This window comes from Mammaliicoccus stepanovicii, from assembly GCF_002902525.1.
In the GTDB taxonomy this organism is placed as follows: domain Bacteria; phylum Bacillota; class Bacilli; order Staphylococcales; family Staphylococcaceae; genus Mammaliicoccus; species Mammaliicoccus stepanovicii.
The window spans coordinates 56,935-82,973 of the sequence record NZ_PPQZ01000018.1; the positions used below are offsets into that span (position 1 = coordinate 56,935).

At 33.0% G+C, this 26,039-nt stretch carries 23 protein-coding genes, 2 tRNA genes, 1 riboswitch and 1 other annotated feature; of the genes, 23 read left to right on the forward strand and 2 right to left on the reverse strand.

Annotation, left to right across the window (positions count from 1 at the left end):
* Window positions 1-15 precede the first annotated feature (15 nt).
* From hutH to CD111_RS04000, 14 genes are all read left to right on the forward strand, one after another.
* Window positions 16-1,500, forward strand: coding sequence for a histidine ammonia-lyase (gene hutH / locus CD111_RS03935; RefSeq protein ID WP_095085181.1), 1,485 nt, complete (start codon window positions 16-18; stop codon window positions 1,498-1,500).
* Window positions 1,501-1,516: 16 nt separating this feature from the next.
* Window positions 1,517-2,827 (forward strand): YjiH family protein, encoded by a 1,311-nt coding sequence (locus CD111_RS03940; RefSeq protein ID WP_095085183.1) that lies wholly within the window; start codon window positions 1,517-1,519, stop codon window positions 2,825-2,827.
* Between the two features lie 17 nt (window positions 2,828-2,844).
* A complete protein-coding gene (gene hutU, locus CD111_RS03945) occupies window positions 2,845-4,512 on the forward strand; it encodes a urocanate hydratase (protein WP_095085184.1) in 1,668 nt (555 codons plus the stop codon).
* Window positions 4,505-5,746, forward strand: a complete 1,242-nt coding sequence (gene hutI, locus CD111_RS03950) for an imidazolonepropionase (protein WP_095085185.1) — start codon at window positions 4,505-4,507, stop codon at window positions 5,744-5,746. The genes hutU and hutI overlap by 8 nt, the downstream gene beginning before the upstream one ends.
* Before the next feature lie 57 nt (window positions 5,747-5,803).
* Window positions 5,804-5,991, forward strand: a binding site (T-box leader).
* A 62-nt stretch (window positions 5,992-6,053) separates the two neighbouring features.
* On the forward strand, window positions 6,054-7,331 hold the full coding sequence (gene serS / locus CD111_RS03955) for a serine--tRNA ligase (protein ID WP_095085186.1): 1,278 nt from the start codon (window positions 6,054-6,056) through the stop codon (window positions 7,329-7,331).
* A gap of 124 nt (window positions 7,332-7,455) precedes the next feature.
* Entirely contained in the window at window positions 7,456-7,971 is a 516-nt protein-coding gene (locus tag CD111_RS03960; RefSeq protein ID WP_095085190.1) for a YceI family protein, read from the forward strand.
* A 471-nt stretch (window positions 7,972-8,442) separates the two neighbouring features.
* A complete protein-coding gene (locus CD111_RS03965) occupies window positions 8,443-9,087 on the forward strand; it encodes an AzlC family ABC transporter permease (RefSeq protein WP_095090035.1) in 645 nt (214 codons plus the stop codon).
* Window positions 9,084-9,410: an AzlD domain-containing protein gene (locus tag CD111_RS03970; RefSeq protein ID WP_095085193.1), complete on the forward strand. Its 327-nt coding sequence runs from the start codon at window positions 9,084-9,086 to the stop codon at window positions 9,408-9,410. The genes CD111_RS03965 and CD111_RS03970 overlap by 4 nt, the downstream gene beginning before the upstream one ends.
* Window positions 9,411-9,476: 66 nt before the next feature.
* Window positions 9,477-9,578, forward strand: a riboswitch (SAM riboswitch).
* Window positions 9,579-9,643: 65 nt separating this feature from the next.
* Window positions 9,644-10,615 (forward strand): homoserine O-acetyltransferase MetX, encoded by a 972-nt coding sequence (metX, locus tag CD111_RS03975; protein WP_095085196.1) that lies wholly within the window; start codon window positions 9,644-9,646, stop codon window positions 10,613-10,615.
* 79 nt (window positions 10,616-10,694) lie between these two features.
* Window positions 10,695-11,612 (forward strand): DUF2232 domain-containing protein, encoded by a 918-nt coding sequence (locus CD111_RS03980; RefSeq protein ID WP_229726521.1) that lies wholly within the window; start codon window positions 10,695-10,697, stop codon window positions 11,610-11,612.
* A 14-nt stretch (window positions 11,613-11,626) separates the two neighbouring features.
* Window positions 11,627-13,591 (forward strand): DHH family phosphoesterase, encoded by a 1,965-nt coding sequence (locus CD111_RS03985; RefSeq protein WP_095085201.1) that lies wholly within the window; start codon window positions 11,627-11,629, stop codon window positions 13,589-13,591.
* The gene (gene rplI, locus CD111_RS03990) at window positions 13,591-14,037 is read left to right on the forward strand and encodes a 50S ribosomal protein L9 (protein ID WP_095085204.1); all 447 of its coding nucleotides are present in this window, start codon (window positions 13,591-13,593) and stop codon (window positions 14,035-14,037) included. The genes CD111_RS03985 and rplI overlap by 1 nt, the downstream gene beginning before the upstream one ends.
* A gap of 100 nt (window positions 14,038-14,137) precedes the next feature.
* Window positions 14,138-15,538, forward strand: a complete 1,401-nt coding sequence (gene dnaB, locus CD111_RS03995) for a replicative DNA helicase (protein ID WP_188350575.1) — start codon at window positions 14,138-14,140, stop codon at window positions 15,536-15,538.
* 286 nt (window positions 15,539-15,824) lie between these two features.
* Window positions 15,825-17,111 carry an adenylosuccinate synthase gene (locus tag CD111_RS04000; RefSeq protein WP_095085209.1) on the forward strand — a complete coding sequence of 429 codons (1,287 nt, stop codon included), beginning with the start codon at window positions 15,825-15,827 and terminating at the stop codon, window positions 17,109-17,111.
* An 89-nt stretch (window positions 17,112-17,200) separates the two neighbouring features.
* Here the strand turns inward: CD111_RS04000 and CD111_RS04005 are convergent, their stop codons facing one another.
* Window positions 17,201-18,085, reverse strand: coding sequence for a YitT family protein (locus tag CD111_RS04005; protein ID WP_095085210.1), 885 nt, complete (start codon window positions 18,083-18,085; stop codon window positions 17,201-17,203).
* A gap of 106 nt (window positions 18,086-18,191) precedes the next feature.
* On the opposite strand from CD111_RS04005, the gene CD111_RS04010 reads away from it, so the two are divergent.
* The 9 genes from CD111_RS04010 to CD111_RS04050 all read left to right on the forward strand — a co-directional run bounded on the left by CD111_RS04010 (window position 18,192) and on the right by CD111_RS04050 (window position 25,677).
* Window positions 18,192-18,266, forward strand: a tRNA-Glu gene (locus CD111_RS04010).
* 18 nt (window positions 18,267-18,284) lie between these two features.
* Window positions 18,285-18,357, forward strand: a tRNA-Asp gene (locus CD111_RS04015).
* A gap of 167 nt (window positions 18,358-18,524) precedes the next feature.
* Complete coding sequence (gene yycF / locus CD111_RS04020) at window positions 18,525-19,226, forward strand: response regulator YycF (RefSeq protein ID WP_095085212.1); 702 nt, start codon at window positions 18,525-18,527, stop codon at window positions 19,224-19,226.
* A gap of 9 nt (window positions 19,227-19,235) precedes the next feature.
* Window positions 19,236-21,077, forward strand: coding sequence for a cell wall metabolism sensor histidine kinase WalK (gene walK / locus CD111_RS04025; RefSeq protein WP_095085213.1), 1,842 nt, complete (start codon window positions 19,236-19,238; stop codon window positions 21,075-21,077).
* A complete protein-coding gene (locus tag CD111_RS04030; RefSeq protein ID WP_229726519.1) occupies window positions 21,052-22,395 on the forward strand; it encodes a YycH family regulatory protein in 1,344 nt (447 codons plus the stop codon). Before walK ends, CD111_RS04030 begins: the two co-directional genes overlap by 26 nt.
* Window positions 22,395-23,186, forward strand: coding sequence for a two-component system regulatory protein YycI (locus CD111_RS04035; RefSeq protein ID WP_095085215.1), 792 nt, complete (start codon window positions 22,395-22,397; stop codon window positions 23,184-23,186). The genes CD111_RS04030 and CD111_RS04035 overlap by 1 nt, the downstream gene beginning before the upstream one ends.
* A 37-nt stretch (window positions 23,187-23,223) precedes the next feature.
* Complete coding sequence (locus CD111_RS04040) at window positions 23,224-24,006, forward strand: MBL fold metallo-hydrolase (RefSeq protein WP_095090038.1); 783 nt, start codon at window positions 23,224-23,226, stop codon at window positions 24,004-24,006.
* Window positions 24,007-24,327: 321 nt separating this feature from the next.
* Window positions 24,328-24,807 carry a 23S rRNA (pseudouridine(1915)-N(3))-methyltransferase RlmH gene (gene rlmH / locus CD111_RS04045; protein WP_095085217.1) on the forward strand — a complete coding sequence of 160 codons (480 nt, stop codon included), beginning with the start codon at window positions 24,328-24,330 and terminating at the stop codon, window positions 24,805-24,807.
* Window positions 24,808-24,852: 45 nt separating this feature from the next.
* Entirely contained in the window at window positions 24,853-25,677 is an 825-nt protein-coding gene (locus CD111_RS04050; protein WP_095085218.1) for a DUF4238 domain-containing protein, read from the forward strand.
* A gap of 168 nt (window positions 25,678-25,845) precedes the next feature.
* On the opposite strand, the gene CD111_RS12685 is transcribed toward CD111_RS04050, so the two are convergent.
* Window positions 25,846-26,039, reverse strand: a 194-nt coding sequence (locus CD111_RS12685) for a hypothetical protein (RefSeq protein WP_206124217.1), incomplete at its 5' end; no start/stop codon positions are given.

Sequence of the window (26,039 nt, forward strand, 5' to 3'; positions counted from 1 at the left end):
AAAGGAGTGTATTAAGTGACTTTATTATTAAATGGTAAAGATTTAACGATTGAAGATATTAAAGTATTTTTACAAGAAGAAGGGAATATCGCGATATCTAAAGAAGCGTTATCTAATGTCAGAAAAAGTAGAAAAACAGTTGAAAAAATAATTCAAAATAAAGAAACAGTTTATGGTATTACGACAGGATTCGGACTATTCAGTGATGTACTTATTGAACAAGAAAAATATAACGACTTACAAGTTAATTTAATTCGTTCTCATTCTTGTGGTATTGGCAAACCATTTCCTAACGATGTTTCATTAGTTATGATGGTCCTGCGTTTAAATACTATGTTGAAAGGTCATTCTGGGGTAACAGAATCATTAGTTAATCTTCTTGTTACGTTTATTAATGAAAGAATTGTTCCAGTCATACCAGAACAAGGATCTTTAGGTGCATCTGGAGATTTAGCTCCATTATCACATTTAGCATTGGCACTAATTGGTGAAGGTGATGTGAGCTACAAGGGTGAAATATTAAATGCTAAATCAGTATTACATGAATTAGGTTTAGAGCCACATTCGTTACAAGCTAAAGAAGGATTAGCATTAATAAATGGTACACAAGCAATGACGGCACAAGGTGTTATTGCATATATAGAAGCGGAGAATATCGCGTATCATTCTGAATGGATTGCTTCATTAACACACCAAGCATTAAACGGTATAGTTGATGCTTATGATGAACACGTTCATATTGTTAGAAATTTCAACGAACAAATAGAAGTAGCTGAAAGAATGAGAAATTGGTTATCAGGTTCTAAACTCACAACTCGTCAAGGTGAAATACGCGTGCAAGATGCTTACACACTTAGGTGTATACCTCAAATACATGGTGCAAGTTTCCAAGTGCTAAATTATGTTAAAGAAAAACTAGAATTAGAAATGAATGCAGCAAATGATAATCCGCTTATATTTGATAATGAAGATGAAACACTTGTTATTTCTGGTGGGAATTTTCATGGACAGCCAATAGCATTTGCAGTAGATTTCTTAAAAATAGGAGTTGCTGAGTTAGCGAATGTAGCTGAAAGAAGATTAGAAAGACTTGTGAACCCCCAATTGAATGGTGGATTGCCTGCGTTTTTAAGTCCTGAACCTGGTTTACAAAGTGGGGCGATGATCATGCAATATGCAGCAGCTTCACTAGTATCTGAGAACAAGACGTTAGCACATCCAGCGAGTGTAGATTCCATACCTTCTTCAGCAAATCAAGAAGATCATGTGTCCATGGGAACGATTGGTGCAAGACATGCTTATCAAATCATACAGAATGCAAGAAGAGTCATTGCAATAGAATGTATCATTGCATTACAGGCAGTAGAGATTAAAGGGGTAGAGAAATTATCTCCTAAAACAAAAGCAAAGTATGACGAATTAAGAAAAATTGTTCCATCCATAACTGAAGATAGAGTATTTCATCATGATATAGAAAAAGTAAGTGATTACTTAAAATAATAAAAGAGGTGTTGTGATGAAAAATCATCAACTTCAAATTAAAGGGAAAGATATGTGGAAGTTTTATGTATTTAGTCTTTTAGGAATTTTACTATTTTTTGTACCTTTAAAAATTGGTGAGAATCATACAATATTAGTGGATCATGCTCATTTAGGTGTTCGAGAAATATTAGGAAAATTCACTGCATATTATGCGTTAATCATTATATTACTAGGTGCTATACTTCCAATTATTAGATTAGATTTTAAGAAGTCTGTTACTGATTGTGTTCTAGTGCTCATTAAACTATTAGGTGCAGTTATCGGCTGTATGTATGTTTTTAAATTTGGGCCAAAATTATTGTTTAATCCTGAATATGGGCCGTTCTTATTTGATAAGTTGATGTTGCCATTAAGCATTCTTATACCAGTAGGGGCTATTGCATTATCATTTTTAGTAGGTTATGGGCTATTAGAATTCATTGGTGTTCTGATGCAACCAGTTATGAGACCAATATTTAAGACGCCCGGGAAGTCTGCTGTTGATGCTGTTGCTTCATTTGTTGGTAGTTATTCTTTAGGACTACTTATTACAAATAGAGTATATAAAGATGGAATGTACAATAAAAAAGAAGCGGTCATTATTGCAACAGGTTTTTCAACAGTTTCAGCAACTTTCATGGTTATTGTTGCGAAAACGTTAGATTTGATGGATCATTGGAATTTATTTTTTTGGAGTACGTTGATTATTACGTTTATCGTTACAGCGATATCAGCGCACTTACCACCAATTTCAAGAGAATCAGAGGCGTATTATAACAATCAAGATGGCCAAAAAGAAATAAAAGTTGAAGGTAATTACATTAAAGCAGCTTACGATGAGGCAAAGAAACAATCATATGAATCATTAACATTATTTAAAAATATACTAACAAATCTAAAAGATGGCATAGAAATGACAATGGCAATTCTTCCTTCTATTCTTGCCATAGGATTTTTAGGTTTGATTTTGGCTAATTTTACGCCGATTATTGATTGGTTGAGTTATATTTTCTATCCATTTATTTATATATTTCCGATAGATGATAAACCATTATTAGCAAAAGCATCAACTGTATCAATTATAGAGATGTTTTTACCATCACTATTGGTTGTGAAATCAACGATAGAGGTTAAATTTGTTACTGCAATTACGAGTATATCAGCCATCATTTTCTTCTCTGCTTTGGTACCTTGTATCTTAGCTACAGACATTAAAATACCAATTTGGAAACTTATTGTTATTTGGTTTATTCGAGTGGCATTAACATTACTAATCGCAATTCCATTAAGTTTACTTATATTTTAACAAAGGGGAAATGAAAAATGACAAGACAAATTAAAGCGAAAAAAGGATTAGAAATAGAATGTAAAGGTTGGGAACAAGAAGCGGTATTAAGAATGCTATATAACAACCTTGACCCAGAGGTAGCTGAGCATCCAGATAAATTAGTTGTATATGGTGGTATTGGTAAAGCAGCACGTAACTGGGAAAGTTTTGATGCAATTGTTGAAACTTTAAGAAGACTAGAAAGTGATGAAACAATGCTAGTACAATCTGGAAAGCCAGTAGCTGTATTTAAAACACATGAAGAAGCACCAAGAGTATTATTATCAAATTCAGTGCTCGTACCAAAATGGGCAAATTGGGAACATTTCCATGAATTAGATAAAAAAGGATTAATGATGTATGGTCAAATGACAGCAGGTAGCTGGATTTATATCGGTTCACAAGGCATTGTACAAGGTACTTATGAAACGTTTGCTGAATTAGCGAATCAACATTTTAATGGCTCATTGAAAGGAACAATCACACTAACTGCAGGACTAGGTGGCATGGGTGGCGCACAACCATTAGCTGTCACAATGAATGAAGGCGTTGTTATTGGTGTTGATGTTGACCCTTCAAGAATAGAAAAAAGAATCGCAACTCGTTATTGTGATATTATGACAGATTCGTTGGATGAAGCATTAGAAAAAGCAGAAGAAGCGAGAAATGCTGGAAAACCTTTAGCAATTGGTTTAGTAGGTAATGCTGCCGAAGTTCATCACGAAATACTTAGAAGAGGATTTAAAATCGATATCGTTACAGATCAAACGTCAGCACATGATCCTTTAAATGGTTATGTTCCTGAAGGCTATACTTTAGAAGAAGCTGATCAATTAAGAGAATCAAATCCTAAAGAGTATGTAAAATTATCATCAGCTTCAATGAGAAAACATGTGGAAGCAATGCTTAAATTTCAAGAAAATGGTTCAGTTGCATTTGATTATGGTAATAATATTAGACAAGTTGCGTTTGACGAAGGGTTAGAAAATGCATTTAATTTCCCTGGATTTGTGCCTGCATATATTCGTCCATTATTCTGTGAAGGTAAAGGTCCATTTAGATTTGCAGCATTAAGTGGCGATCCTAAAGATATTGAAAGAGCAGATCAATTAATGAGAGAATTATTCCCAGAAGATGAAAAGTTAATGCGTTGGTTAGATATGGCGAATGAAAAAATTGCTTTCCAAGGTTTGCCTTCAAGAATAGCTTGGTTAGGTTATGGAGATAGAGCAAAAATGGGATTAGCCTTGAATGAACTTGTTAGAAAAGGTGAGATTACAGCTCCAATTGTAATTGGACGTGATCATTTAGACTCAGGCTCAGTTGCATCTCCAAACAGAGAAACAGAAGCAATGAAAGACGGCTCTGATGCTGTAGGAGACTGGGCAATATTAAATGCACTAGTCAATACTGCTGCAGGAGGCTCTTGGATTTCTGTTCACCATGGTGGCGGTGTAGGTATGGGTTACTCTCTACATGCTGGTATGGTCGTAGTAGCTGATGGTAGTGAACGCGCAGACAGACGTCTTGGAAGAGTTCTTACGACTGATCCTGGTATGGGAGTAGCAAGACATGCTGATGCTGGTTATGATATAGCAATTGATACTGCAAAAAACAAAAACGTAGATATTCCAATGTTAAAGGAGAAAGATAACAATGAATGATATCCTAATTCAAAACATAGGTGAGTTAATTTTACCAAAGAAGACAGATAGACCTCTTAAAGGAAATGAACTCGATGAACTCAATATTATTAAGAACGGAACAGTTGTAGTAAAAGATTCTAAGATTGTGTATGCAGGTGAGTATGACGATAGTTTTGAAGCAACAGAAGTAATAGACGCAACCAATCAAGTTGTTTCTCCAGGTTTAGTAGACGCGCATACCCATTTAGTATTCGGTGGTTCAAGAGAACATGAAATGGCGCTTAAACAACAAGGTGTGAGTTATTTAGACATACTTAAGCAAGGTGGGGGCATTTTAAGCACTGTGGAATCAACACGAAATGCTACTGAAGAAGAACTTTATAATAAATCAAAAAAAGAAGTTATAAGAATGATTCAATTTGGAACAACAACTGTTGAAGCTAAAAGTGGCTATGGTTTAGATAAAGAAACTGAACTAAAGCAATTGAACGTTCAGCATCAACTAGCACAAGACACGCCTATTAGAATGAAACACACTTTCTTAGGTCCTCATGCAGTACCTAAAGATGCTAAAGACAATGCGTCATTTTTACAAGAAATGATAGACCTATTAGATGATGTTAAAGATAAGGCAGATTTTGCTGATATTTTCTGTGAAACAGGTGTATTCACAATTGATGAATCAAGACGATATATGCAAGCTGCAAAAGAAAAAGGTTTAAAAGTAAAGATTCATGCAGATGAAATAGATCCTTTAGGTGGCTTGGGATTAGCAATTGAAGAAGGTGCAATTTCAGCAGATCATTTAGTAGCTTCAAGTGAGAAAGATAAGAAAGCTTTAAATAGTAGTAATACGGTAGCAGTTTTGTTACCAGGAACTACATTTTACTTAGGTAAAGATCAATATGCAGACGCTAGAGGAATGTTAGATAATAATGGTGCAATTGCGATAGCAACTGACTTTAATCCTGGTAGTTGTGTAACAGATAATTTACAACTTGTCATGAGTATTGCGGCACTTAAATTGAAATTAACACCAAATGAAATTTGGAATGCTGTTACGGTTAACGCAGCTAAAGCAATAGATGTTGAAGCTGGAACAATTGAAGTAGGTGACCAAGCTGATGTTGTAGTTTGGGATATTCCTAACCATGAGTATTTACCTTATCATTATGGCGTAAATCATGCACAAACTGTTATTATCAACGGGAAAAAAGTATATCAAAATACAGGACTATTAACGGAATCTTAAGTAAACCTTGAAAATATAGGCATCATTTGGTATATTTAGTTTAATTTAATATCCATATTGTTTAGGAATAAGTAGTTTAAGGTTAAATGTAAAGAGAGCTTGTGGTTGGTGTAAACAAGACATGAAACTTAAATGAATCTATCCTTTTTAAGAAGAACAATCGGTATACACCGTTATATGACTTAGAGTGCAGTCTTATAGACTGTTAAATAGGGTGGCAACGCGTAAAGCACCACGTCCCTTGTGATAAACAAGGAGACGTGGTGTTTTTTCTTAAACAATTATGGAATAAAAAGGAGGAAATATTATGTTAGACATTAGATTAATTAGAACTGAACCCGAATTTGTAAAAGACAAAATTTCAAAAAGAGGCGATGATCCAGTTGTTATCGATGAAATTTTAGAATTAGATAAGAAGAGAAGAACTTTAATTGCGAAAACTGAGGAACTAAAGTCTCGTCGTAATAAAGTTAGTGCTGAAATTGCACAAAAAAAACGTAATAAAGAAAATGCAGATGATGTTATTCTAGAAATGCGCCAAGTTGGAGACGAGATTAAAGAATTAGATCAATCATTAAATCAGTTAAATGATGAAGTGACGTATAAATTAGTAAGAATTCCGAATTTAATAAGTGATGATACACCAGTTGGCAAGGATGAGGATGATAATGTTGAAGTCCGTAAATGGGGGACACCTAGATCATTTGATTTTGAATCAAAAGCACATTGGGATATAGTCGAAGATTTAAAGATGGCTGATTTTGAAAGAGCTGCAAAAGTTTCAGGAGCTCGTTTTGTATTTTTAACAGGTAAAGGTGCACAGTTAGAGAGAGCGTTAATGAATTTTATGGTAACAATGCATACAACGCAACATGGTTATACTGAAATGATGGTTCCACAGCTTGTTAATGCAGATTCAATGTTTGGGACTGGACAATTACCTAAATTTGAAGAAGATTTATTCAAAGTTGAAAAAGAAGGCCTTTATACAATTCCAACTGCTGAAGTACCATTAACAAACTTCTATCGCAATGAAGTATTACAAAATGAACAGTTTCCGATTAAATTCACAGGTCAGTCTGCATGTTTTAGAAGTGAAGCAGGTTCTGCTGGACGTGACACACGAGGTTTAATCAGATTACATCAATTTAATAAAGTAGAAATGGTTAGATATGAGCGCCCAGAAGATTCATTTAATGCACTTGAAGAATTAACTTTGCATGCCGAAAAAATTCTTCAAGCTCTAGAATTACCATACCGTACTGTTAATCTATGTACAGGAGACATTGGTTTTGGTAGCTCAAAAACATACGATATAGAAGTTTGGTTACCAAGTTATAATGATTACAAAGAAATCAGTTCTTGTTCAAATATGACAGATTTCCAAGCAAGAAGATCAAATATTAGATTTAAACGTGATAAAGATGCTAAACCAGAATATGTTCATACTTTAAATGGTAGTGGTTTAGCAGTTGGTCGTACATTTGCAGCAATAGTTGAAAATTATCAAAATGAAGATGGCACGATTACGGTTCCAGAAGCGTTAGTTCCATTTATGGGCGGGGAAAAAATAATTAAGTTATAATGTGTTGAATATTCAATAAAAGGGTAATCATTTAATGGTTACTCTTTTTTTATAGTTTATGCTTGAATATAATTATTATATCTGATATACTAATTATACAATAAAGATAAGGGAGTTTTGACACATGACTAATTTCAATTTTGACAAAGCACATAGTAGTTTAGAATTTACAGTAAAGCATTTAATGGTATCACGCGTGAAAGGTACTTTCGATGATTATGATGTAGAAGTAACAGGAGATATCAATGACTTATCTTCATTAAAAGCAGTCGTTACAATTAAAACAGAATCTATTAATACTAAAAATGCAGACCGTGATGGTCACTTGAAATCAGCAGACTTCTTTAGTGCTGATAAAAACCCACATATCACATTTGAATCAAAATCAATCAGTGAAGATTCAGTAACAGGAGATTTAACAATCGCTGGCGAAACACATGAAGAAACATTTGATGTAGATTTCAATGGTGTAAGTAAAAACCCATTAAACGGTGAAACTGTAACAGGATTTGTAGTTTCAGGTAAAATTGACCGTGACAAATATGGTGTATCATTCAACCAAGCATTAGAAACTGGTGGCGTTATGATCGGTAGAGATGTTAAATTTGAAGCAAGTGCTGAATTTAGCGTTAGTGAATAATAATTGGTAGATTAATAATAAATTGAAAAATAGAGTCTGGGACATCATGAATGAGTCCCAGACTCGTTTTGTTTTATATTGGCAGTAGATGACTGAACTGAAAATACGCTTAATATCAAGCTTTTTTCAATTCTAGTTATCCTTGCCGGGGTGGGACAACGAAATCTTTTTTGATAAAATGAGATTTCTGTTCCACCCCCTATTTTTTGTTATCGTTATAAATTTAAAAATGATGATTATTGTGAATGAATTCTCAGTAGTGATTCTCGTGATATTGATAATGTTAGTTGGTTATGATAAAACTAAGACAGAGAAAAGTTAAAATTACAGGTAAGTCAGACTGAGGTTAGACAAACGTTAGACTAACCGATAGGATTCATTATCTTATTTGGGGGTTTTTAATTGAAAAATGATACAAGTATTCATAGTAAGACATTGTTTTTGCAAGGTGTTAAAGACTGTATACCTACGATGCTTGGATACTTTAGTGTCGCTTTAGCATTCGGTATTGTTGGTATCTCTTCAGGTTTATCTATTATTGAAATTACATTATTATCAATTTTTGTTTATGCAGGTGCTGCGCAGTTTATTATTTGTGCGCTAGTAGCCATTCAATCTCCAATTTCCGCTATTTTTTTAACAGTTTTTTTCGTTAATTCTAGAATGTTTTTACAAAGTTTAGCACTCGTACCTGCTTTTAAAGGTAACGGGTTTTGGTCTAATTTAGGCATAGGTACATTAGTGACAGATGAATCTTTTGGTGTGGCAATTACTAAATATGCCAAAGAGAAATCTTTGAATGCAACGTGGATGCATGGTCTTAATATATCGGCTTATATTCTATGGATTGTTACTTCAGTACTAGGTGGATTAGTTGGTAATTTAATACCTAAACCTGAAATGTTTGGTTTAGATTATGCTTTATCAGCTATGTTTATATTTTTATTAATTGCTCAGTTTGAAACCATTCAAAAAAATAAAGTTATGTTTTATTTGTATTTAATCGTGTTAACAATCATTTGTATGTTAGTATTCACATTATTTATGCCAACGTATATGTCGATTATTATATCGACATTAGTAGCTTCGATTGTAGGGGCGGTGTTTAATAAATGACAATTTCAATATATGTTTTATTAATCATAGCAGGGTGCTTTCTTATAACTTGGATCATTCGAGTATCGCCATTTATCTTTCTTGCAAAATTAGAATTCCCTAGTTATGTTATTAAATGGTTAGAGTTCGTACCGGTATGTCTGTTTACAGCTTTAATAGTAGAGGGCATGTTAAATCAAGAGGATAAAGTCGGTTATATACTTAATCTCGAATCTATTGTTGTAGCGATACCAACTTTAGTTATTGCTATCATATCAAGAAGTTTAACTATAACGGTCTTAGCTGGAATTGTGATGATGGCCATTGTACGAATGTTCATATAATGACATAATACAACTTATTGAATTAAAGTGTTTTTTCTAGTATCCTAAATATAAATTACATATAAAAACTTATTCAGAGAAGTTGAGGGACTTGGCCCTGTGACACTTCAGCAACCGGTCAATTGGATACGGTGCTACTACCATTCGAGTTTACTCGTATAATAAGAATGACGAGCGCTTCTTACTTTCGAACGAGTAAGGCGCTTTTTATTTTAATAAAAGGGGGTTCTACTATGATCATATCTCGAGAAACAGGGCTAGTTGAACTTGGACAATTTAAAACTGAAAATGAAGAAGTGATAGACAACTTAAAACTTCAATATGAATTCGTTGGGCATAAAGGACAACCTTTAGTCGTTGTTTGTCATGCGTTAACGGGTAATCATCTTACCTACGGCGATAATGAACAACCTGGTTGGTGGAGAGAAATTATTGACGGTGGCTATTTATCTATAAACGATTATCAATTTATAACGTTTAATGTGATAGGTAGTCCATATGGTTCAAGTTCTAAACTGAACACGCCAAATTTTCCAGATCATTTAACAATGCGAGATGTTACTAAAGCGAACATATTAGCTTTGAAAAAATTGGGGTATGAAAGAATAGATGTACTTATTGGTGGTTCGTTAGGCGGCATGCAAGCGCTTGAAATGCTTTATGATGGATCAATAGAAGTTAAGAAGGCCGTCATTCTTGCCGCAACCGAAAAAACGTCGTCTTATAGTAGGGCCTTTAATGAAATAGCAAGACAAGTCATACAACTAAATGGTCAAGAGGGTTTGAACATTGCAAGACAATTAGGGTTCCTAACTTATCGATCAAGTAAAGATTATGAAGCAAGATTTAGTGCAGACGAAGTTGTGAGTTATCAAAAGTATCAAGGTAATAAATTTAAAAATCAATTCAATAAAGATTGTTATTTAACATTACTAGATGTTCTAGATAGTCATGATATCTTTAAAGGTCGCGATGATGTTGAAGAACGATTACATCAATTAGACACGAAAGTATTAACTTTAGGATTTGCGGATGATTTATTATACCCAGATGATCAAGTGCGTGCCATAGGGCGATTTTTTAAATATCATAGACACTTTTATGTACCAGATAATGTAGGACATGATGGGTTCTTGTTGAATTTTGGTGATTGGGCGCCTTATGTATATCATTTCTTGAAGTTACATAAATTTAAAGAACGTTAAGAAACGCTAAAAACTCCTACATTGTTTTAAGCGTTAAAAATCTGTAAAATAGAGAAAGATGTTTAAAATAGATTGGGAAGTGAATAATTTGTCTTTTAAAGTCGATATAAAAGCGACAATTGTAGCAACCATATTACTAGCTTTATGTATGGTTATTATTAATTTTGTACCAATATTAGCAATCATTATATTGCCGTTTGTTACGGTACCTGCAACGATACTTTGGTATCGATCAAAACCGTCATTCTTTGTGACTGTTGTAGTGACGTTATGTGTAACAGTATTATTTAGTAATGTGTACTTATTAACTATTATGGCACTTATGATTTTTATGAGTGTTTTCATAGGTCAGTTACTCATTGAACGAACTTCTAAAGAACGTATTCTATATTTAGTTACAGCGTTTATGAGTATTTTAACAATTGGTAGTGTGTTAATTCTACAAATTGTGGGAAAACTACCTTTAGCTAGTGAATTAATTTCGAGATATCACGATTTAGTAGTTTCTTATTTCGAAATGGGTGGAACATTCAATTCGGATGTAGAAAAAACGCTACAAGCTTCACTTGATATATTACAAGCAAGTATACCGGGATATATAATATTTTGGGTGTTTTTATTAGTACTTGTAAATATCGTTGTGACATTTCCTATCTTGAGAAAATTTAAGATTGCAACACCTGTATTTAGACCTTTGTTTATGTGGCAAATAAACAGAAGTGTTGTATCAGTATTTGTAGTCGTAGTGTTAATGAGTTTGTTTGTTACAAAAGAGAATGTCGTACTATACGGCATAGTCACTAACTTACAATATGTGTTAGAATGGGTTATATTTATTCAAGCATTATCATTGTTCCATTTATTTGTAAAAGTAAAAAAACTTCCTATAGTAGTAGCAGTTTTGATATTTATAATAGCATTTATATTTAAGCCGATTGCTTATCTATTTGGCTTAATGGATATATGGTTTAATTTGAAACAACGTATAAAAAAGTAAATTGAGGTGAGTTTATGAACCGTCAATCAGTTAAGAAGGCCCTAATATTACCTTACATCATGATGTTGGTATTGGCTTTAGTTTTGCTAGTTTTCAATTTTTTTAATTCGATATTTTGGGCGATAATAGCGGCGGTTGTTACCATAATATTAATTGCAATAAGTATCTTTTTTGTAAGATCTAGTTTTGCGAGATTAGATTTATACATTGGTGGATTAGCAGGAAGGATTAGTAAAGGAAAGACTAGTGCTGTTAGTGACTTACCAATTGGTGTAATTTTGTTAGACAAAAAAGATAATATTGAATGGATTAATAATTTTATAAATAAACGCTTGGAACGTGATGTTTTAAACGAACCAATTAATGAAATATTTCCTAATATTTTAAAAAGATTAGAGAATACTCAAGAAGTAGAAGTTGAAGAAGGTTCATATAAATATAAAGTCACTTATACTGAAGATGAAAAAACTATTTACTTCTTTGATATTACAGAGTCTTCTCGCGTAAATGAATTATATGAAAATGAAAAACCAATCATAGCGACTATATTCTTAGATAATTATGATGAAATCACACAAAATATGAACGATGCACAACGTTCAGAAGTGAATAGTTTAATCATGAATGTTCTAAATGAATGGTCTAATCGATATCAACTTTTCGTTAAGCGTTATAGTGCAGACCAATTTATTGCACTTTTAAATAATAGTATCTTACAAGATATTGAGACCTTAAAATTTAATTTATTAGATGATTTGAGAGATAAATCAAGAGAATATGGTAGTCAACTCACATTAAGTGTAGGTATCGGTGAAGGTAGTGAAAATCTAATTGAACTTGGTGAATTATCACAATCTAGTTTAGATTTAGCGTTAGGTCGTGGTGGTGACCAAGTAGCCATTAAGAATAGTAACGGTAACGTAAGATTCTATGGTGGTAAGACTGACCCTATGGAAAAACGTACTAGAGTACGTGCAAGAGTTATTTCACACGCACTCAGAGATATTCTGATTGAAGGCGATAAAGTTATTATTATGGGACATAAATCACCTGATATGGATGCTATCGGTGCAGCTATTGGTGTATCTCGCATTGCCAAAATGAATAACTTAGAATCATATATTGTGTTGAATGAAACGGATATCGATAGCACATTGCAACGTGTTATGACAGAAATTGACGAGAAACCAGACTTAAAAGAAAGATTTATTACGTCTGAAGAAGCTTGGCATGAAATGACACCACGCACTACACTTGTTATAGTTGATACGCATAAACCAGAACTTGTTATCGATGAGAATTTATTGAATAAAGCAAACCGAAAAGTCGTCATCGATCATCATAGACGTGGAGAAAGTATAATATCTAGTCCATTACTTGTTTATATGGAACCTTATGCAAGTTCAACTGCTGAGCTTGTGACTGAGTTATTAGAATATCAACCAACGGAACATCGTTTAACTAGAATAGAATCTACAATCATGTTAGCTGGAATTATAGTTGATACACGTAACTTCACTTTAAGGACTGGATCAAGAACCTTCGATGCTGCAAGTTTCTTGAGAAGTCATGGTGCAGATACGATATTATGTCAACATTTCTTAAAAGACGATATAGATACGTATATTAAACGATCAGATTTAATTAAAACTGTTAAATTACTACGTGGTGGCGTTGCGATTGCTCACGGTGCAGATCATGATATTTATCATCCTGTTACAGTTGCGCAAGCGGCAGATGCATTGTTAGGTCTAGAAGGTGTTGAAGCATCTTATGTAGTAGCAAGACGTTCAGACGATACAATAGGTATTTCTGCAAGATCACTAGGTGAAGTAAATGTTCAGTTAACAATGGAAGAACTAGGTGGTGGTGGTCATTTATCAAATGCTGCTACTCAACTTAAAGATACAACAGTAGAAAAAGCAATCGAATCATTAATTGCGGTTGTTGAATCAGATGAAAAAGGAGTCGAAGAATAATGAAAGTTATTTTCACACAAGATGTTAAAGGTAAAGGTAAAAAAGGTGAAGTTAAAGAAGTACCAGTAGGATATGCTCAAAACTTTTTAATTAAAAATAATTACGCGGTAGAAGCAACTGCAGGTAATATGAAACAATTAGAACAACAAAATAAACGTCAAGAAGAGTTGAAACAACAAGAAGTTGATGATGCAAAAGCACTAAGTGAAAAATTAAAAGATTTAGAAATTGAAATCCCAGCAAAAACAGGTGAAGGCGGTAAATTATTTGGTTCTGTAAGTACGAAGCAAATTACACAAGCGTTAGAAAAACAACATAAAATTAAAGTTGATAAACGTAAAATGGACTTACCAAATGGGATTCATAGCCTAGGCTATACAAATGTTCCGATTAAATTACACAACTCAGTTACAGGTACGTTAAGAGTACATGTTATTGAAGAATAAATGATGATATAAAATAGGTCGGTATTGGATTTACCGACCTATTTTAATGCGTTATAATAAATAATACTAAAAGTGGAAAGGAGTAATCAGTATGGATGGTATGGATAATATGATGAATGGTAAACAAATGCCCCACAGTATAGAGGCTGAGCAATCTGTTATCGGTGCAATCTTGATTGATCCTGAACTGATTAACTCAACAGGTGAAACGCTCATACCTGAAGCTTTCTATCGAGCGAATCATCAACATATCTTTAGAGCTATGTTGATGTTGAGTGAACAGAATAAAGAAATTGATTCCGTTACATTGATGGATGAATTGGCAGCAGAATCATTGTTAGAAGAAGCGGGTGGACCTGCTTATTTAGCTGAATTGGCTAACAATGTACCGACAACTAGAAACATTCATTTCTACATAGATATCGTATTTAAACACGCGGTAAAACGTCAACTTATTCATGTTGCAGATAGTATTGCTGAAGATGGCTATAATCCTGAACTTGATTTAGAGTCACTATTAGGTGACGCAGAAAAAAGAATATTAGAAATTTCTGCTTCAAGAGGTACTGAAGGGTTTAAAGATATTAAAGATGTGTTAGGAATTGTATTTGATAATGCAGAGCAACTAGATCAAAATAGTGGTCAAACACCAGGTATCCCTACAGGATATAGAGATTTAGATAGTATGACTGCGGGCTTTAATCGTAATGATTTAATTATTATTGCTGCAAGACCATCAGTAGGTAAGACTGCCTTCGCACTGAATATTGCACAACAAGTTGCAACGCATCAAGATTTGTATTCAGTAGGCATATTCTCGCTTGAAATGGGTGCTGACCAACTTGCTACACGTATGATTTGTAGTACAGGTAATGTTGATTCAAACAGATTACGTACCGGTTCTATGACAGAAGAAGACTGGAGTAGGTTTACAGTTGCAGTAGGTAAATTGTCTCGCACAAAGATATTTATCGATGACACGCCTGGTATCCGAATTACGGATATTAGAGCGAAATGTCGTAGACTCAAACAAGAGCACGGTTTAGATATGGTTGTAATTGACTATTTACAATTGATTCAAGGTAGCGGTTCTCGGAGTTCGGATAACAGACAACAAGAAGTATCAGAAATCTCTCGTATGCTTAAAGCGATAGCAAGGGAACTTGAATGCCCGGTTATTGCACTTAGTCAGTTATCACGTGGTGTTGAACAAAGACAAGATAAGAGACCGATGATGAGTGATATTCGTGAATCAGGTTCTATTGAGCAAGATGCGGATATCGTAGCTTTCTTATATAGAGATGATTACTATTCTCGAGGCGGAGAAGATGAAGATGGTGAAGCCGTAGATGCAGGTGCTCAAGATGAGAATGGTGAAATTGAAATTATTATTGCCAAACAACGTAATGGTCCAACAGGAACGGTTAAATTGCACTTTATGAAACAATACAATAAATTTACAGATATCGATTATCAACATGCCGGAATGGAATTTGGATAAAAAAAGTTTTATCCTTAAAAGACGTACGTTTCATGACTAACTTGTCATAATGTACGTCTTTTATTTCTTTGAAAAGCGCTTTTTATATTTTAAGTTTGTGTTTTTGAATAAATAAACACAGCTCGAAATCATTGTAAATACTGTTGTTAAGGCGTTTTTAAGATAAAAGTTGCACAAAACAAAATGTAATATCACACACTTTATTAATGTTCGTTTTTAGTTTGCATTTTATATAAAGGACTGATAGAATACTTAATGGTTAATGAGAAAAATCGGAGGTGCTCACATGTCATCAATCGTAGTAGTTGGGACGCAATGGGGAGACGAAGGTAAAGGTAAAATTACAGATTTCTTAGCAGAGGATGCAAATGTTATTGCACGTTTTTCAGGTGGTAATAACGCAGGTCACACAATAAAATTTGGTGGAGAAACTTATAAATTACACTTAGTACCATCTGGTATTTTTTATAAAGAGAAATCAAGCGTTATAGGTAATGGCGTAGTTATTGATCCAGTTGCTATATTAAAAGAATTAGATGCTTTAAATGAACGTGGTGTTAGTACAGATAACTTAAAAATTTCTAACCGTGCGCACGTTATCTTGCCTTACCATTTAAGACAAGATGAATTAGAAGAAGAAAAACGCGGAGACAACAAGATTGGTACCACTAAAAAAGGTATCGGCCCTGCTTACGTAGATAAAGCACAACGTATGGGTATCCGTATGGCAGATTTACTAGATAAAGAAACTTTTGAAAAACGATTAAAAGAAAATCTTGAATATAAAAATGAACTATTTGAAAAAATGTTTAATGCCGAAGGTTTCACTTTTGATGAAATTTTTGAAACGTATTATGCTGCAGGACAAAGATTAAAAGAATATGTTACAGACACACCTAAATTATTAGATGATGCAATTCTTAATAATGAGAAAGTATTATTTGAAGGTGCTCAAGGTGTTATGTTAGATATTGATCATGGTACTTATCCTTTCGTTACATCTAGTAACCCTATTGCAGGAAATGTGACAGTTGGTGGTGGCGTTGGTCCAACATTCGTATCTAAAGTAATTGGTGTATGTAAAGCATATACATCAAGAGTTGGAGATGGTCCATTCCCAACAGAATTATTTGATGAAGATGGTCATCATATCCGCGAAGTAGGTCGTGAATATGGTACAACAACAGGAAGACCACGTCGAGTAGGTTGGTTCGATTCAGTTGTATTACGTCATTCACGTCGTGTAAGTGGTATTACAGACTTATCAATTAACTCAATTGATGTATTGTCAGGTCTTAAAACAGTTAAGATTTGTACAGCATATGAAATTGATGGTGTTGAGGTTACAGAATATCCAGCGAACTTAAATGAATTAGAACGTTGTACACCAATTTTTGAAGAATTACCAGGTTGGGACGAAGATATTACACAATGTCGTTCATTAGAAGAATTACCAGATAACGCACGTCGTTATTTAGAACGTATTTCTGAATTATGTAATGTTAAAATTTCAATCTTTTCAGTAGGACCAGATAGAAATCAAACTAACTTATTAACAAATTTATGGGATTAATATAAAGTAATTAAAAACAGTCATATTTTCAAAACATCCTTATTGGATACTTGAAAAATATGACTGTTTTTTTAATATGGATAGATTTGTTAATGAATTTCTCGTTTCTTAAATCTTCCGCCTTTCACTTCACTAACATCACCAATACTTAAGAATGCTGTATTATCAATTTCAGTGACAATGTCTTTCAATTTAGATTCTTCTAACCGAGTTATAACGCAAAAGAGGACTTTCTTATCTTCTCCTGTGTAAGCACCTTCACCATTAAGGTAAGTGACGCCTCTCCCTAAACGATCATTTATTGCTTCCCCGATATCTCTATATGTATCGCTTATAATCCAGACTGCTTTAGACTCATCAAATCCTTGCACTGTTACGTCAATCATCTTAGAAGCAATAAAGTATGCGATAACTGAAAACATTGCTGATTCCCAGTTGAAGACAAACCCAGCTGCAGTAAATATAAAGAAATTGATAAGCATAACGATTTCACCAACAGAAAATGGCGCTTTACTACTGATTAAGATAGCACTGATTTCTGAGCCATCTAATGAACCACCATACCTAATAACAAGCCCAACACCTAAACCAATTATGGCCCCTCCGAAAATTGTTACCAAAAAGGTTTCTCTAATAAATGGTTCTATATGGTGTAAATAAGCTGTCGTAATAGATAGAACTGTAATGGCATAGATGGTTGATATCGTAAACGTTTTACCAATTTGTTTATAACCTAGAAAGAAGAATGGAATATTAAGTAAGAATATAAAAATACCAAGTTTCAAATTGGTTAAATGACTTAGAATAATAGCAATACCTACAATCCCACCATCTAGCAAATTATTTGGTACGAGAAACAGCTCTAGCCCAACGCCCATTAATATGCTGCCTATTGTGATAAAAATAAATCGCTTAAGTATTTCTACTTTGCTTAATTTACGGTGTCCCTTTTTTATTGGTTGTATTTGCTCCATGTCATCACCCTTTATTTTAGTTCTAAATATATTATATAAAAAAATTAACAAAAAATCTTGTCATCAGTATCATGGTCATGCTATAATCTATCTTGTGCTTAAGAACGGCCCCTTGGTCAAGCGGTTAAGACACCGCCCTTTCACGGCGGTAACACGGGTTCGAATCCCGTAGGGGTCACCATTTTAATTACATATTTAAGGTCCCGTGGTGTAGCGGTTAACATGCCTGCCTGTCACGCAGGAGATCGCGGGTTCGATTCCCGTCGGGACCGCTTTTAATGCTTATCGTAATAACGATAAGCATTTTTTACGTTGTAAAACGATAAGAATAACGACAAACAATAGAATTAATAGACAAATAGTGTTAAATTATAGTATAGGATACCATGCACATCTGTGTGTGAAGATACTTATTTTCAAAAAGAAATGAGGTAGTGATATGGCTAGAAAAATAGTAGTCGTAGATGATGAAAAACCAATTGCAGACATCCTTGAATTTAACCTTAAAAAAGAAGGTTACGATGTTTATTGCGCATATGATGGTAATGATGCAGTAGATTTAATATATGATGAAGAACCAGATATCGTATTATTAGATATCATGTTACCTGGTAGAGACGGAATGGAAGTATGTCGAGAAGTACGTAAGAAATTTGATATGCCAATTATTATGTTAACTGCTAAAGATTCAGAAATTGATAAAGTTTTAGGCTTAGAATTAGGCGCAGATGACTATGTAACAAAACCATTTTCAACTCGAGAATTAATCGCTCGTGTTAAAGCGAACTTACGTAGACATTATGCACAACCAAGTCAAAGTGAAGAAGAAGAAACAAATGAAATTGTTATCAAAGATATAACAGTATATCCAGATGCATATTCAATCAAAAAACGAGGTGCTGATATTGAATTAACACATCGTGAATTTGAGTTGTTTCATTATTTAGCAAAACATATTGGACAAGTTATGACACGTGAACATTTATTACAAACTGTTTGGGGCTATGATTATTTCGGAGACGTACGAACTGTAGATGTTACAATTCGTCGACTACGTGAAAAAATCGAAGATGATGCGTCACATCCAGAATATATTGTGACGCGTAGAGGTGTAGGTTATTTCTTACAAACTCAAGAGTAGGTCGATCAGATGAATTGGCTAAAGAAATTCCAATCCCTACATATTAAACTTGTCGTTATTTATGTTTTATTAATCATAATAGGTATGCAAATTATCGGTTTATACTTTACGAATAGTCTTGAAAAAGAAATGACGCGTAATTTTAAAGCGAATATTGAGCAACATGTTAAGCAGATTAATTATAATATAAAGAAATCTTATAACTCGGATGATCCAAATCGAAATTTTCAAAAAGAAATTCAAAATATATTAGATGATTATGCAAATAGAACTGAGATTGATGAAATTAGGTTTATTGATCAAGATCAAATTATAGTAGCAACATCTAAAGCTAACAACCAAAATACCGTCAACCAAAAAGTGAACGATAGTTCTGTTCAAAAAGCATTATCATTAGGTAAATCAAACGATAAAATTGTTTTAAAAAATGAATCCACAGACAGTAATAGAGTTTGGGTTAAAAATATGCCGGTGCATTACGAAGGTAAAGTAGTCGGGGATATTTATGTGGAATCAGACATAGACTCTGTTTATGAACAATTAAATAATATTAATCAAATATTCATAATCGGTACAGCAATTTCTTTATTAATTACAGTTGTACTCGGTTTCTTCATTGCGCGTACAATTACGAAACCTATTTCAGATATGCGTAACCAAACGTTAGAGATGTCTAAAGGTAATTATACGCAACGCGTTAAGATATATGGAAACGATGAGATTGGTGAACTAGCACTTTCGTTTAATAATCTTTCAAAACGTGTTCAAGAGGCACAAGCAAATACTGAGAGTGAGAAACGAAGACTAGACTCAGTCATTACACACATGAGTGATGGTGTTATTGCGACAGATAGAAGAGGACGCGTTAGAATTATTAATGAAATGGCATTAAAAATGCTAGGACTAGAGCGTGGAGAAGTAGAATCTAAACATATTTTAGACTTACTTAATATTGATAATGATTATGTACTTGATGATTTACAAGAAAGTAATGATAGTTTTATTATTGATGTAAATGAAGAGGAAGGTCTAATTGTACGTGTAAACTTTAGTACAATTATTCAAGATACTGGTTTCATTAACGGTTATATTGCCGTATTACATGATGTCACAGAGCAACATATATTAGAAAATGAAAGACGTGAATTTGTAGCGAACGTTTCACATGAGCTGCGTACGCCGCTTACATCAATGAGAAGTTATATTGAAGCATTAGAAGAAGGTGCATGGCGTGATGCTGAACTTGCGCCAACATTTTTAAATGTTACGCGAGAAGAAACAGATCGAATGATTCGCCTAGTAAACGATTTATTACAACTCTCTAAAATGGACAGCTCTAGCGATCAAATGAATTTAGAGTTGATCGATTTCAATATGTTCATTAATAAAATTATAAACAGACACGAAATGACGCAAGGTAAAAATGTCACATTCGTACGTGATATTCCTGTTAAGGGATTATTTGTAGAAATTGATCCTGATAAGATGACACAAGTGTTTGATAATGTGATAACAAATGCTATTAAATATTCACAAGAATCACAAAAACGTGTAGAGTTTCATGTGAAACAAAATACGTTATATAATAGAATGACAATTCAAATTAAAGATAACGGAATCGGGATACCAGTAAATAAAGTAGATAAGATTTTCGATCGTTTCTTTAGAGTTGATAAAGCAAGAACGCGTAAAATGGGTGGAACAGGTCTAGGACTTGCTATTTCAAAAGAAATTGTAGAAGCGCATAAAGGTAGAATATGGGCAAATAGTAAAGAAGGCCAAGGTACATCTATATATATCACTTTACCAAGTGAAGTCATAGAAGATGAGTTTGGTGATTGGGATGCGTAATAGAGAAGTTATTAAATCAATTATACTTATCATCTTAGTATTAATAAGTATTTGTATGACATACTTAGTTTGGACTTTCACGCCAGAATTGACGGATTTAGAAACTGACGTAAATACTAAGACACCTTCAATAGGGCCAAAGATTAGTAAACAAATGGATAGTGTCGTGATGCCTTTTAGAATGATTAATAGAAATGGTACGGATGTCAAAGGGACGTCTAATGTTCAAGATATTAAGAAGATTACAGATCGGTTATTAGGAAAAGAAATTAAAAAAATAGACATCCTAAGCAGTGAATCTGTAGTTGAGTTAGAAGATTTATCTGAGCGTTATACTATGTTAGACTTCCCGGACAGTGTTCCTAGTGAGATGTATTTCAATCAAGTATTAGGTTTAAGTATGGTGCAGTATCCAAAAATCAATTTTGATCGAATATTGATTGATACTAAGTCTACAAATGATGTCATTGTTTATATGTTAAGTGATGATAAGAAGCAGGCAATTAAATTACAAACATCAATTAAAAGTCATGAGTTTGATAAGATAAACAAAGAGGTTTCACAACATTTCACACCATATACAGGCATTATAACGAATGAGAATACGACAAATGAAATTAATCAAATCTATGCACCTAAAGATGCAGATAACATCAATATTTATCGTTATGTGTCAAACCAAATTTCGGTAGCAGACTTAAACGAAGTGATTCTTGGTGACTCAGTTATTGCGAGAAATAACGAAAATGATAAAATATCAACTTATAATAACAATACAGGTATAGCAAATGTTAACGAAGAAAAACAAACGTATCGTTATACAAATTTATCAGATGATGAAAATCGCAATAAAGATATTTCTAAATCCATAAGTAATACATTTAAATTCATTAATGAACATGCAGGTTTTACAGATGAGTTCCGTTTATTCAAAACAGATAAGAAAACAGGAAAAATTGATTATCGTATGTTCTTAAACAATTATCCTGTATTTAATGATGACAATTTATCGTTAATAGAAGCTGTATGGGGAAGAGATACAATTAATGAATATAATAGAGGGTTAATCACAACAGGCGTTGCTGTTCCGTCTAAAAAAGAAGCGTATGAGTTACCTACATCAGAAGAAGTGCGCTATAACTTAGCTTCAAACCAAGATATTAATTTTAATGATGTCACAAATATTGCAGTTGGCTATGATTTATCATTGCCAAATGAAGAAAAAGATAGTTTACAGGACACAATCGAATTTAAACCGAATTGGTATATAAAATATAATGGTGAATGGAAACGATATGAGAATGGAGGGCTGGTCTAATGGATTGGAAGCATGCCAAGACGCTCTTCATTATAGTGTTCATACTAATTAATATCGGGCTTGTTGTTGTATATTTTAATAAAGTTAATAACTCTATCGTACAAGAATCTAATGCACAGTCAGATGTTAATTTCACTAAGGAAGGGATAGATATTCCGACTTTACCAGATTACAAAAATAAAGAAATGCAGGCGATTACTGCCAATAGTAAATCATTCACTTCTGATGATTTAGAAGGTGTATATTCTTTATCTGAAAAAGACACGCAAATTGATAAAGATGTTGATAAAGACCTAGATCAAAATAGTAATCAACAAAATTATAAGAAGTACATTAACAAAGAAGCCTTTAAAGGTAATGAATATTATATCAAGAGCAATAACTCAGATAATAACAAAGTAGTGTTTGAGCAAAATTATGAAAATTTACCAATACTCAATAACAGCAAAGGCCAAATTGTCTTTCATATGGAAGATGGTAAAGCTAAGAAATTCACCCAAACCTATTTAGATAAACTTAAGCCTGGTAATGGAGATAACAACAATAAACAAAAAATTGTAGACGCCAAGACAGCCTTAGAAACACTCTATTATAATACTTACCTTACTAAAGGCGATAAAGTAGAATCAGTAAGGTTAGGGTATTATAGTGTTGTTAAAGAAATTAGTGGACAAGTATTAGTGCCGAGTTGGGAAGTTAAGATTAAAACTAAAGAAGATGGCGAAGATACAACCAAAGTATTATATATTAATGCAATTAAACCAGAATCTACAGTTTTAGAAGAATCATAAGAGTAGTATTTAAAGGAGATGAACACTTGTGATCGCAATGAGCGTACTCGCAAGTGGCAGTACAGGAAATGCCACTTATATAGAATCAGATAAAGGAAGCATCCTTGTAGACGCTGGGTTAACAGGAAAGAAAATAGAAGGTTTATTTCAACAAATAGACCGAAATATCAGTGACTTAGAAGGTATCTTAGTAACACACGAACATATTGATCACATTAAAGGATTAGGTGTACTTGCAAGAAAGTATAAGTTACCAATCTATGCAAATAAGAAAACCTGGCAAATGATTGAGGCCAAAGACAAAAACATACCCTTAGATCAAAAGTTTAACTTTGAGCCATATGAAATAAAATCAATCGCAGGATTCGATATTGAATCATTTTCAGTTTCACATGATGCGATAGACCCACAATTTTATATATTCAATAACGATTATAAAAAATTAACGATGATTACCGATACAGGATATGTTTCAGATAGAATGAAAGGCATGATACATGGCAGTGATGCCTTTGTATTCGAGAGTAATCATGATGTGGATATGTTGAGAATGGGAAGATATCCGTGGAAGACGAAACAGCGTATATTAAGCGATATGGGACACGTATCAAACGAAGACGCTGCACACGCTATGTGTGATGTGATAACAGGAAGCACAAAACGTATATACTTATCTCATTTAAGCCAAGATAACAACATGAAAGACTTAGCAAGAATGAGTGTCGGTCAAATATTAAATGAACACGATATAGATACAAATAAAGAAGTCATGCTTTGTGACACAGACAAAGAAAAAGCAACACCGATATATTATATATAGAAGAACAAGTTATACTAATAAGAAGTTAAGGAGACCTCGCAAATCAGTGAATTGCGAGGTCTCTTTAACTTTATACACAACTAAATATAAAGTTATCCCCAAATGTCCACAACTTGTGCATAAAATACCCACTTATGCACAGACTTGTCCCCAATGTATAAAAAACAGTGGATAAATCAAAACGAAATGAATAAAAATAACCGACATAAGTAAAAAAATTGAGACAAAATTATATAAATGTTGATATAATAGGAAATAAAACTGTGTATAAGTTGATAACATGTGGATAACTTTTAAGTAAATGAATAAAAGGTGGATAAAATGAAGATAACAATTATAACAGTAGGTAAGTTAAAAGAGAAGTACTGGAAACAAGCCGTAGACGAATATAATAAGAGACTCGGAGCTTATACAAAGACTGAGTTAATCGAAGTAGCAGACGAGAAAGCACCCGACAATATGAGTGATAAAGATATTGAGATTGTGAAGGAGAAAGAAGCGGAAAGAATCATGTCTAAAGTGAAATCAGACAGTCACGTTATTACCCTGGAAATACAAGGTAAGATGTTAACAAGTGAAGGACTAAGCAAAGAAATCGATAGTCTCATGACAAGAGGTAAATCACATATCACATTTATCATCGGCGGATCAAACGGACTACACCAAAAAGTCCTCGACCGCAGCAACTACGCCTTATCATTCAGCAAGATGACCTTCCCACACCAAATGATGAAAGTCGTGCTAATGGAACAAGTGTATCGAGCGTTTAAGATTATGAGAGGGGAAGCATATCATAAATAATGCGGTTTTTAAACTTTATAAAACTAGTATATATCAGGAGGGTTTATGGTAACTAAGAAGCAACATTATTACCCAAGGTGTTTATTAAAACATTTTTCAGATAATCAAGGCAATGTAAATGTCTATATTCATCAAGCTAACAAACTATTTAAAATGAACTATGAGAATACTTGTGCTGCAAACTACACTTATGAAAGTAGAAATACTAATGACAATATTTTAGAATGTAAATTAGGAGCTTATGAATCAAAAGCCTGTTCAATAGTTAGTTATATATTAAATAATATAAATTCAGACGAATTTGCAGTTACAAAAGAACAACAACAAATTTTATTTCAGTATATGTTTTTACAATCCTTAAGAACAGATGTAGGTAGAATTAATTTTATTAATTTAATTGAAAATCATTTTTCGTATAAACCAAGAAATAGACCTATTGAATTAGATGAAATAAAGAATAATAGTGAAAAGATTAAAAAATTTAATTTGATATTTAAACAGGGTAATGTATTAGAAGAACTTTTAAATAGATTAGAAAAAACAGAGGATATGAATTTTCACATAGCTATAAGTCAAAATAATCTATTGACAAGCGACAATCCGATAATTGGAACAGATGAATGGAGACAAATTATTCTCCCAATTTCACCACATTTTTGTATTGAATTTCAGCATGATTCAATTAATACTTCAGATGAATTAATTGTTATGCTAGCCCCAGAAAAAACACGCTATATTAACGAAGCAACTATCAATACATCCAATTACTATATTATTTCACGAGAACCTTTTAATCTTATACAAAGTAATTATATATATAATAGATTTTTAAATAAAGATTGGACTTTTGGCTTTCCTCATTTTTCTTAGAAAGCTATGAAATGAAAGGGGATTTTTTGATTATATAAACTAATACAGTTAAATTCAGCAAAAAAACTAATATTATATTCATGATTAAGAATTTGAATATAATATTAGTTTTAGTTTCTTAAAACCAGAGTCATTCATGTACAAAACTTGTTTGAGCTAGTTTCAAATTTATTTATCTATATTAAAGTCTTGGAATATATCTTTGTAATAACTTCCATGCTCATAAAAATACTTAAATACATAATTAATAAATAAAGCTATTAACTGTAAAGGTATTGTAAATATATAAAGTAATATAACTAATATTGTTAGGTTTAAAATGAATCCCAACAATATAATTAAAAAGTTGTTACTATCAACGT

Coding starts and splice junctions, on each gene's coding strand:
- CD111_RS03940 (WP_095085183.1), top strand. CDS start 1,517: ATGAAAAATCATCAACTTCAAATTAAAGGGAAAGATATGTGGAAGTTT.
- hutU (WP_095085184.1), top strand. CDS start 2,845: ATGACAAGACAAATTAAAGCGAAAAAAGGATTAGAAATAGAATGTAAA.
- hutI (WP_095085185.1), top strand. CDS start 4,505: ATGAATGATATCCTAATTCAAAACATAGGTGAGTTAATTTTACCAAAG.
- serS (WP_095085186.1), top strand. CDS start 6,054: ATGTTAGACATTAGATTAATTAGAACTGAACCCGAATTTGTAAAAGAC.
- CD111_RS03960 (WP_095085190.1), top strand. CDS start 7,456: ATGACTAATTTCAATTTTGACAAAGCACATAGTAGTTTAGAATTTACA.
- CD111_RS03965 (WP_095090035.1), top strand. CDS start 8,443: ATGCTTGGATACTTTAGTGTCGCTTTAGCATTCGGTATTGTTGGTATC.
- CD111_RS03970 (WP_095085193.1), top strand. CDS start 9,084: ATGACAATTTCAATATATGTTTTATTAATCATAGCAGGGTGCTTTCTT.
- metX (WP_095085196.1), top strand. CDS start 9,644: ATGATCATATCTCGAGAAACAGGGCTAGTTGAACTTGGACAATTTAAA.
- CD111_RS03985 (WP_095085201.1), top strand. CDS start 11,627: ATGAACCGTCAATCAGTTAAGAAGGCCCTAATATTACCTTACATCATG.
- rplI (WP_095085204.1), top strand. CDS start 13,591: ATGAAAGTTATTTTCACACAAGATGTTAAAGGTAAAGGTAAAAAAGGT.
- dnaB (WP_188350575.1), top strand. CDS start 14,138: ATGGATAATATGATGAATGGTAAACAAATGCCCCACAGTATAGAGGCT.
- CD111_RS04000 (WP_095085209.1), top strand. CDS start 15,825: ATGTCATCAATCGTAGTAGTTGGGACGCAATGGGGAGACGAAGGTAAA.
- CD111_RS04005 (WP_095085210.1), bottom strand. CDS start 18,085: ATGGAGCAAATACAACCAATAAAAAAGGGACACCGTAAATTAAGCAAA.
- yycF (WP_095085212.1), top strand. CDS start 18,525: ATGGCTAGAAAAATAGTAGTCGTAGATGATGAAAAACCAATTGCAGAC.
- walK (WP_095085213.1), top strand. CDS start 19,236: ATGAATTGGCTAAAGAAATTCCAATCCCTACATATTAAACTTGTCGTT.
- CD111_RS04030 (WP_229726519.1), top strand. CDS start 21,052: ATGAGTTTGGTGATTGGGATGCGTAATAGAGAAGTTATTAAATCAATT.
- CD111_RS04035 (WP_095085215.1), top strand. CDS start 22,395: ATGGATTGGAAGCATGCCAAGACGCTCTTCATTATAGTGTTCATACTA.
- CD111_RS04040 (WP_095090038.1), top strand. CDS start 23,224: ATGAGCGTACTCGCAAGTGGCAGTACAGGAAATGCCACTTATATAGAA.
- rlmH (WP_095085217.1), top strand. CDS start 24,328: ATGAAGATAACAATTATAACAGTAGGTAAGTTAAAAGAGAAGTACTGG.
- CD111_RS04050 (WP_095085218.1), top strand. CDS start 24,853: ATGGTAACTAAGAAGCAACATTATTACCCAAGGTGTTTATTAAAACAT.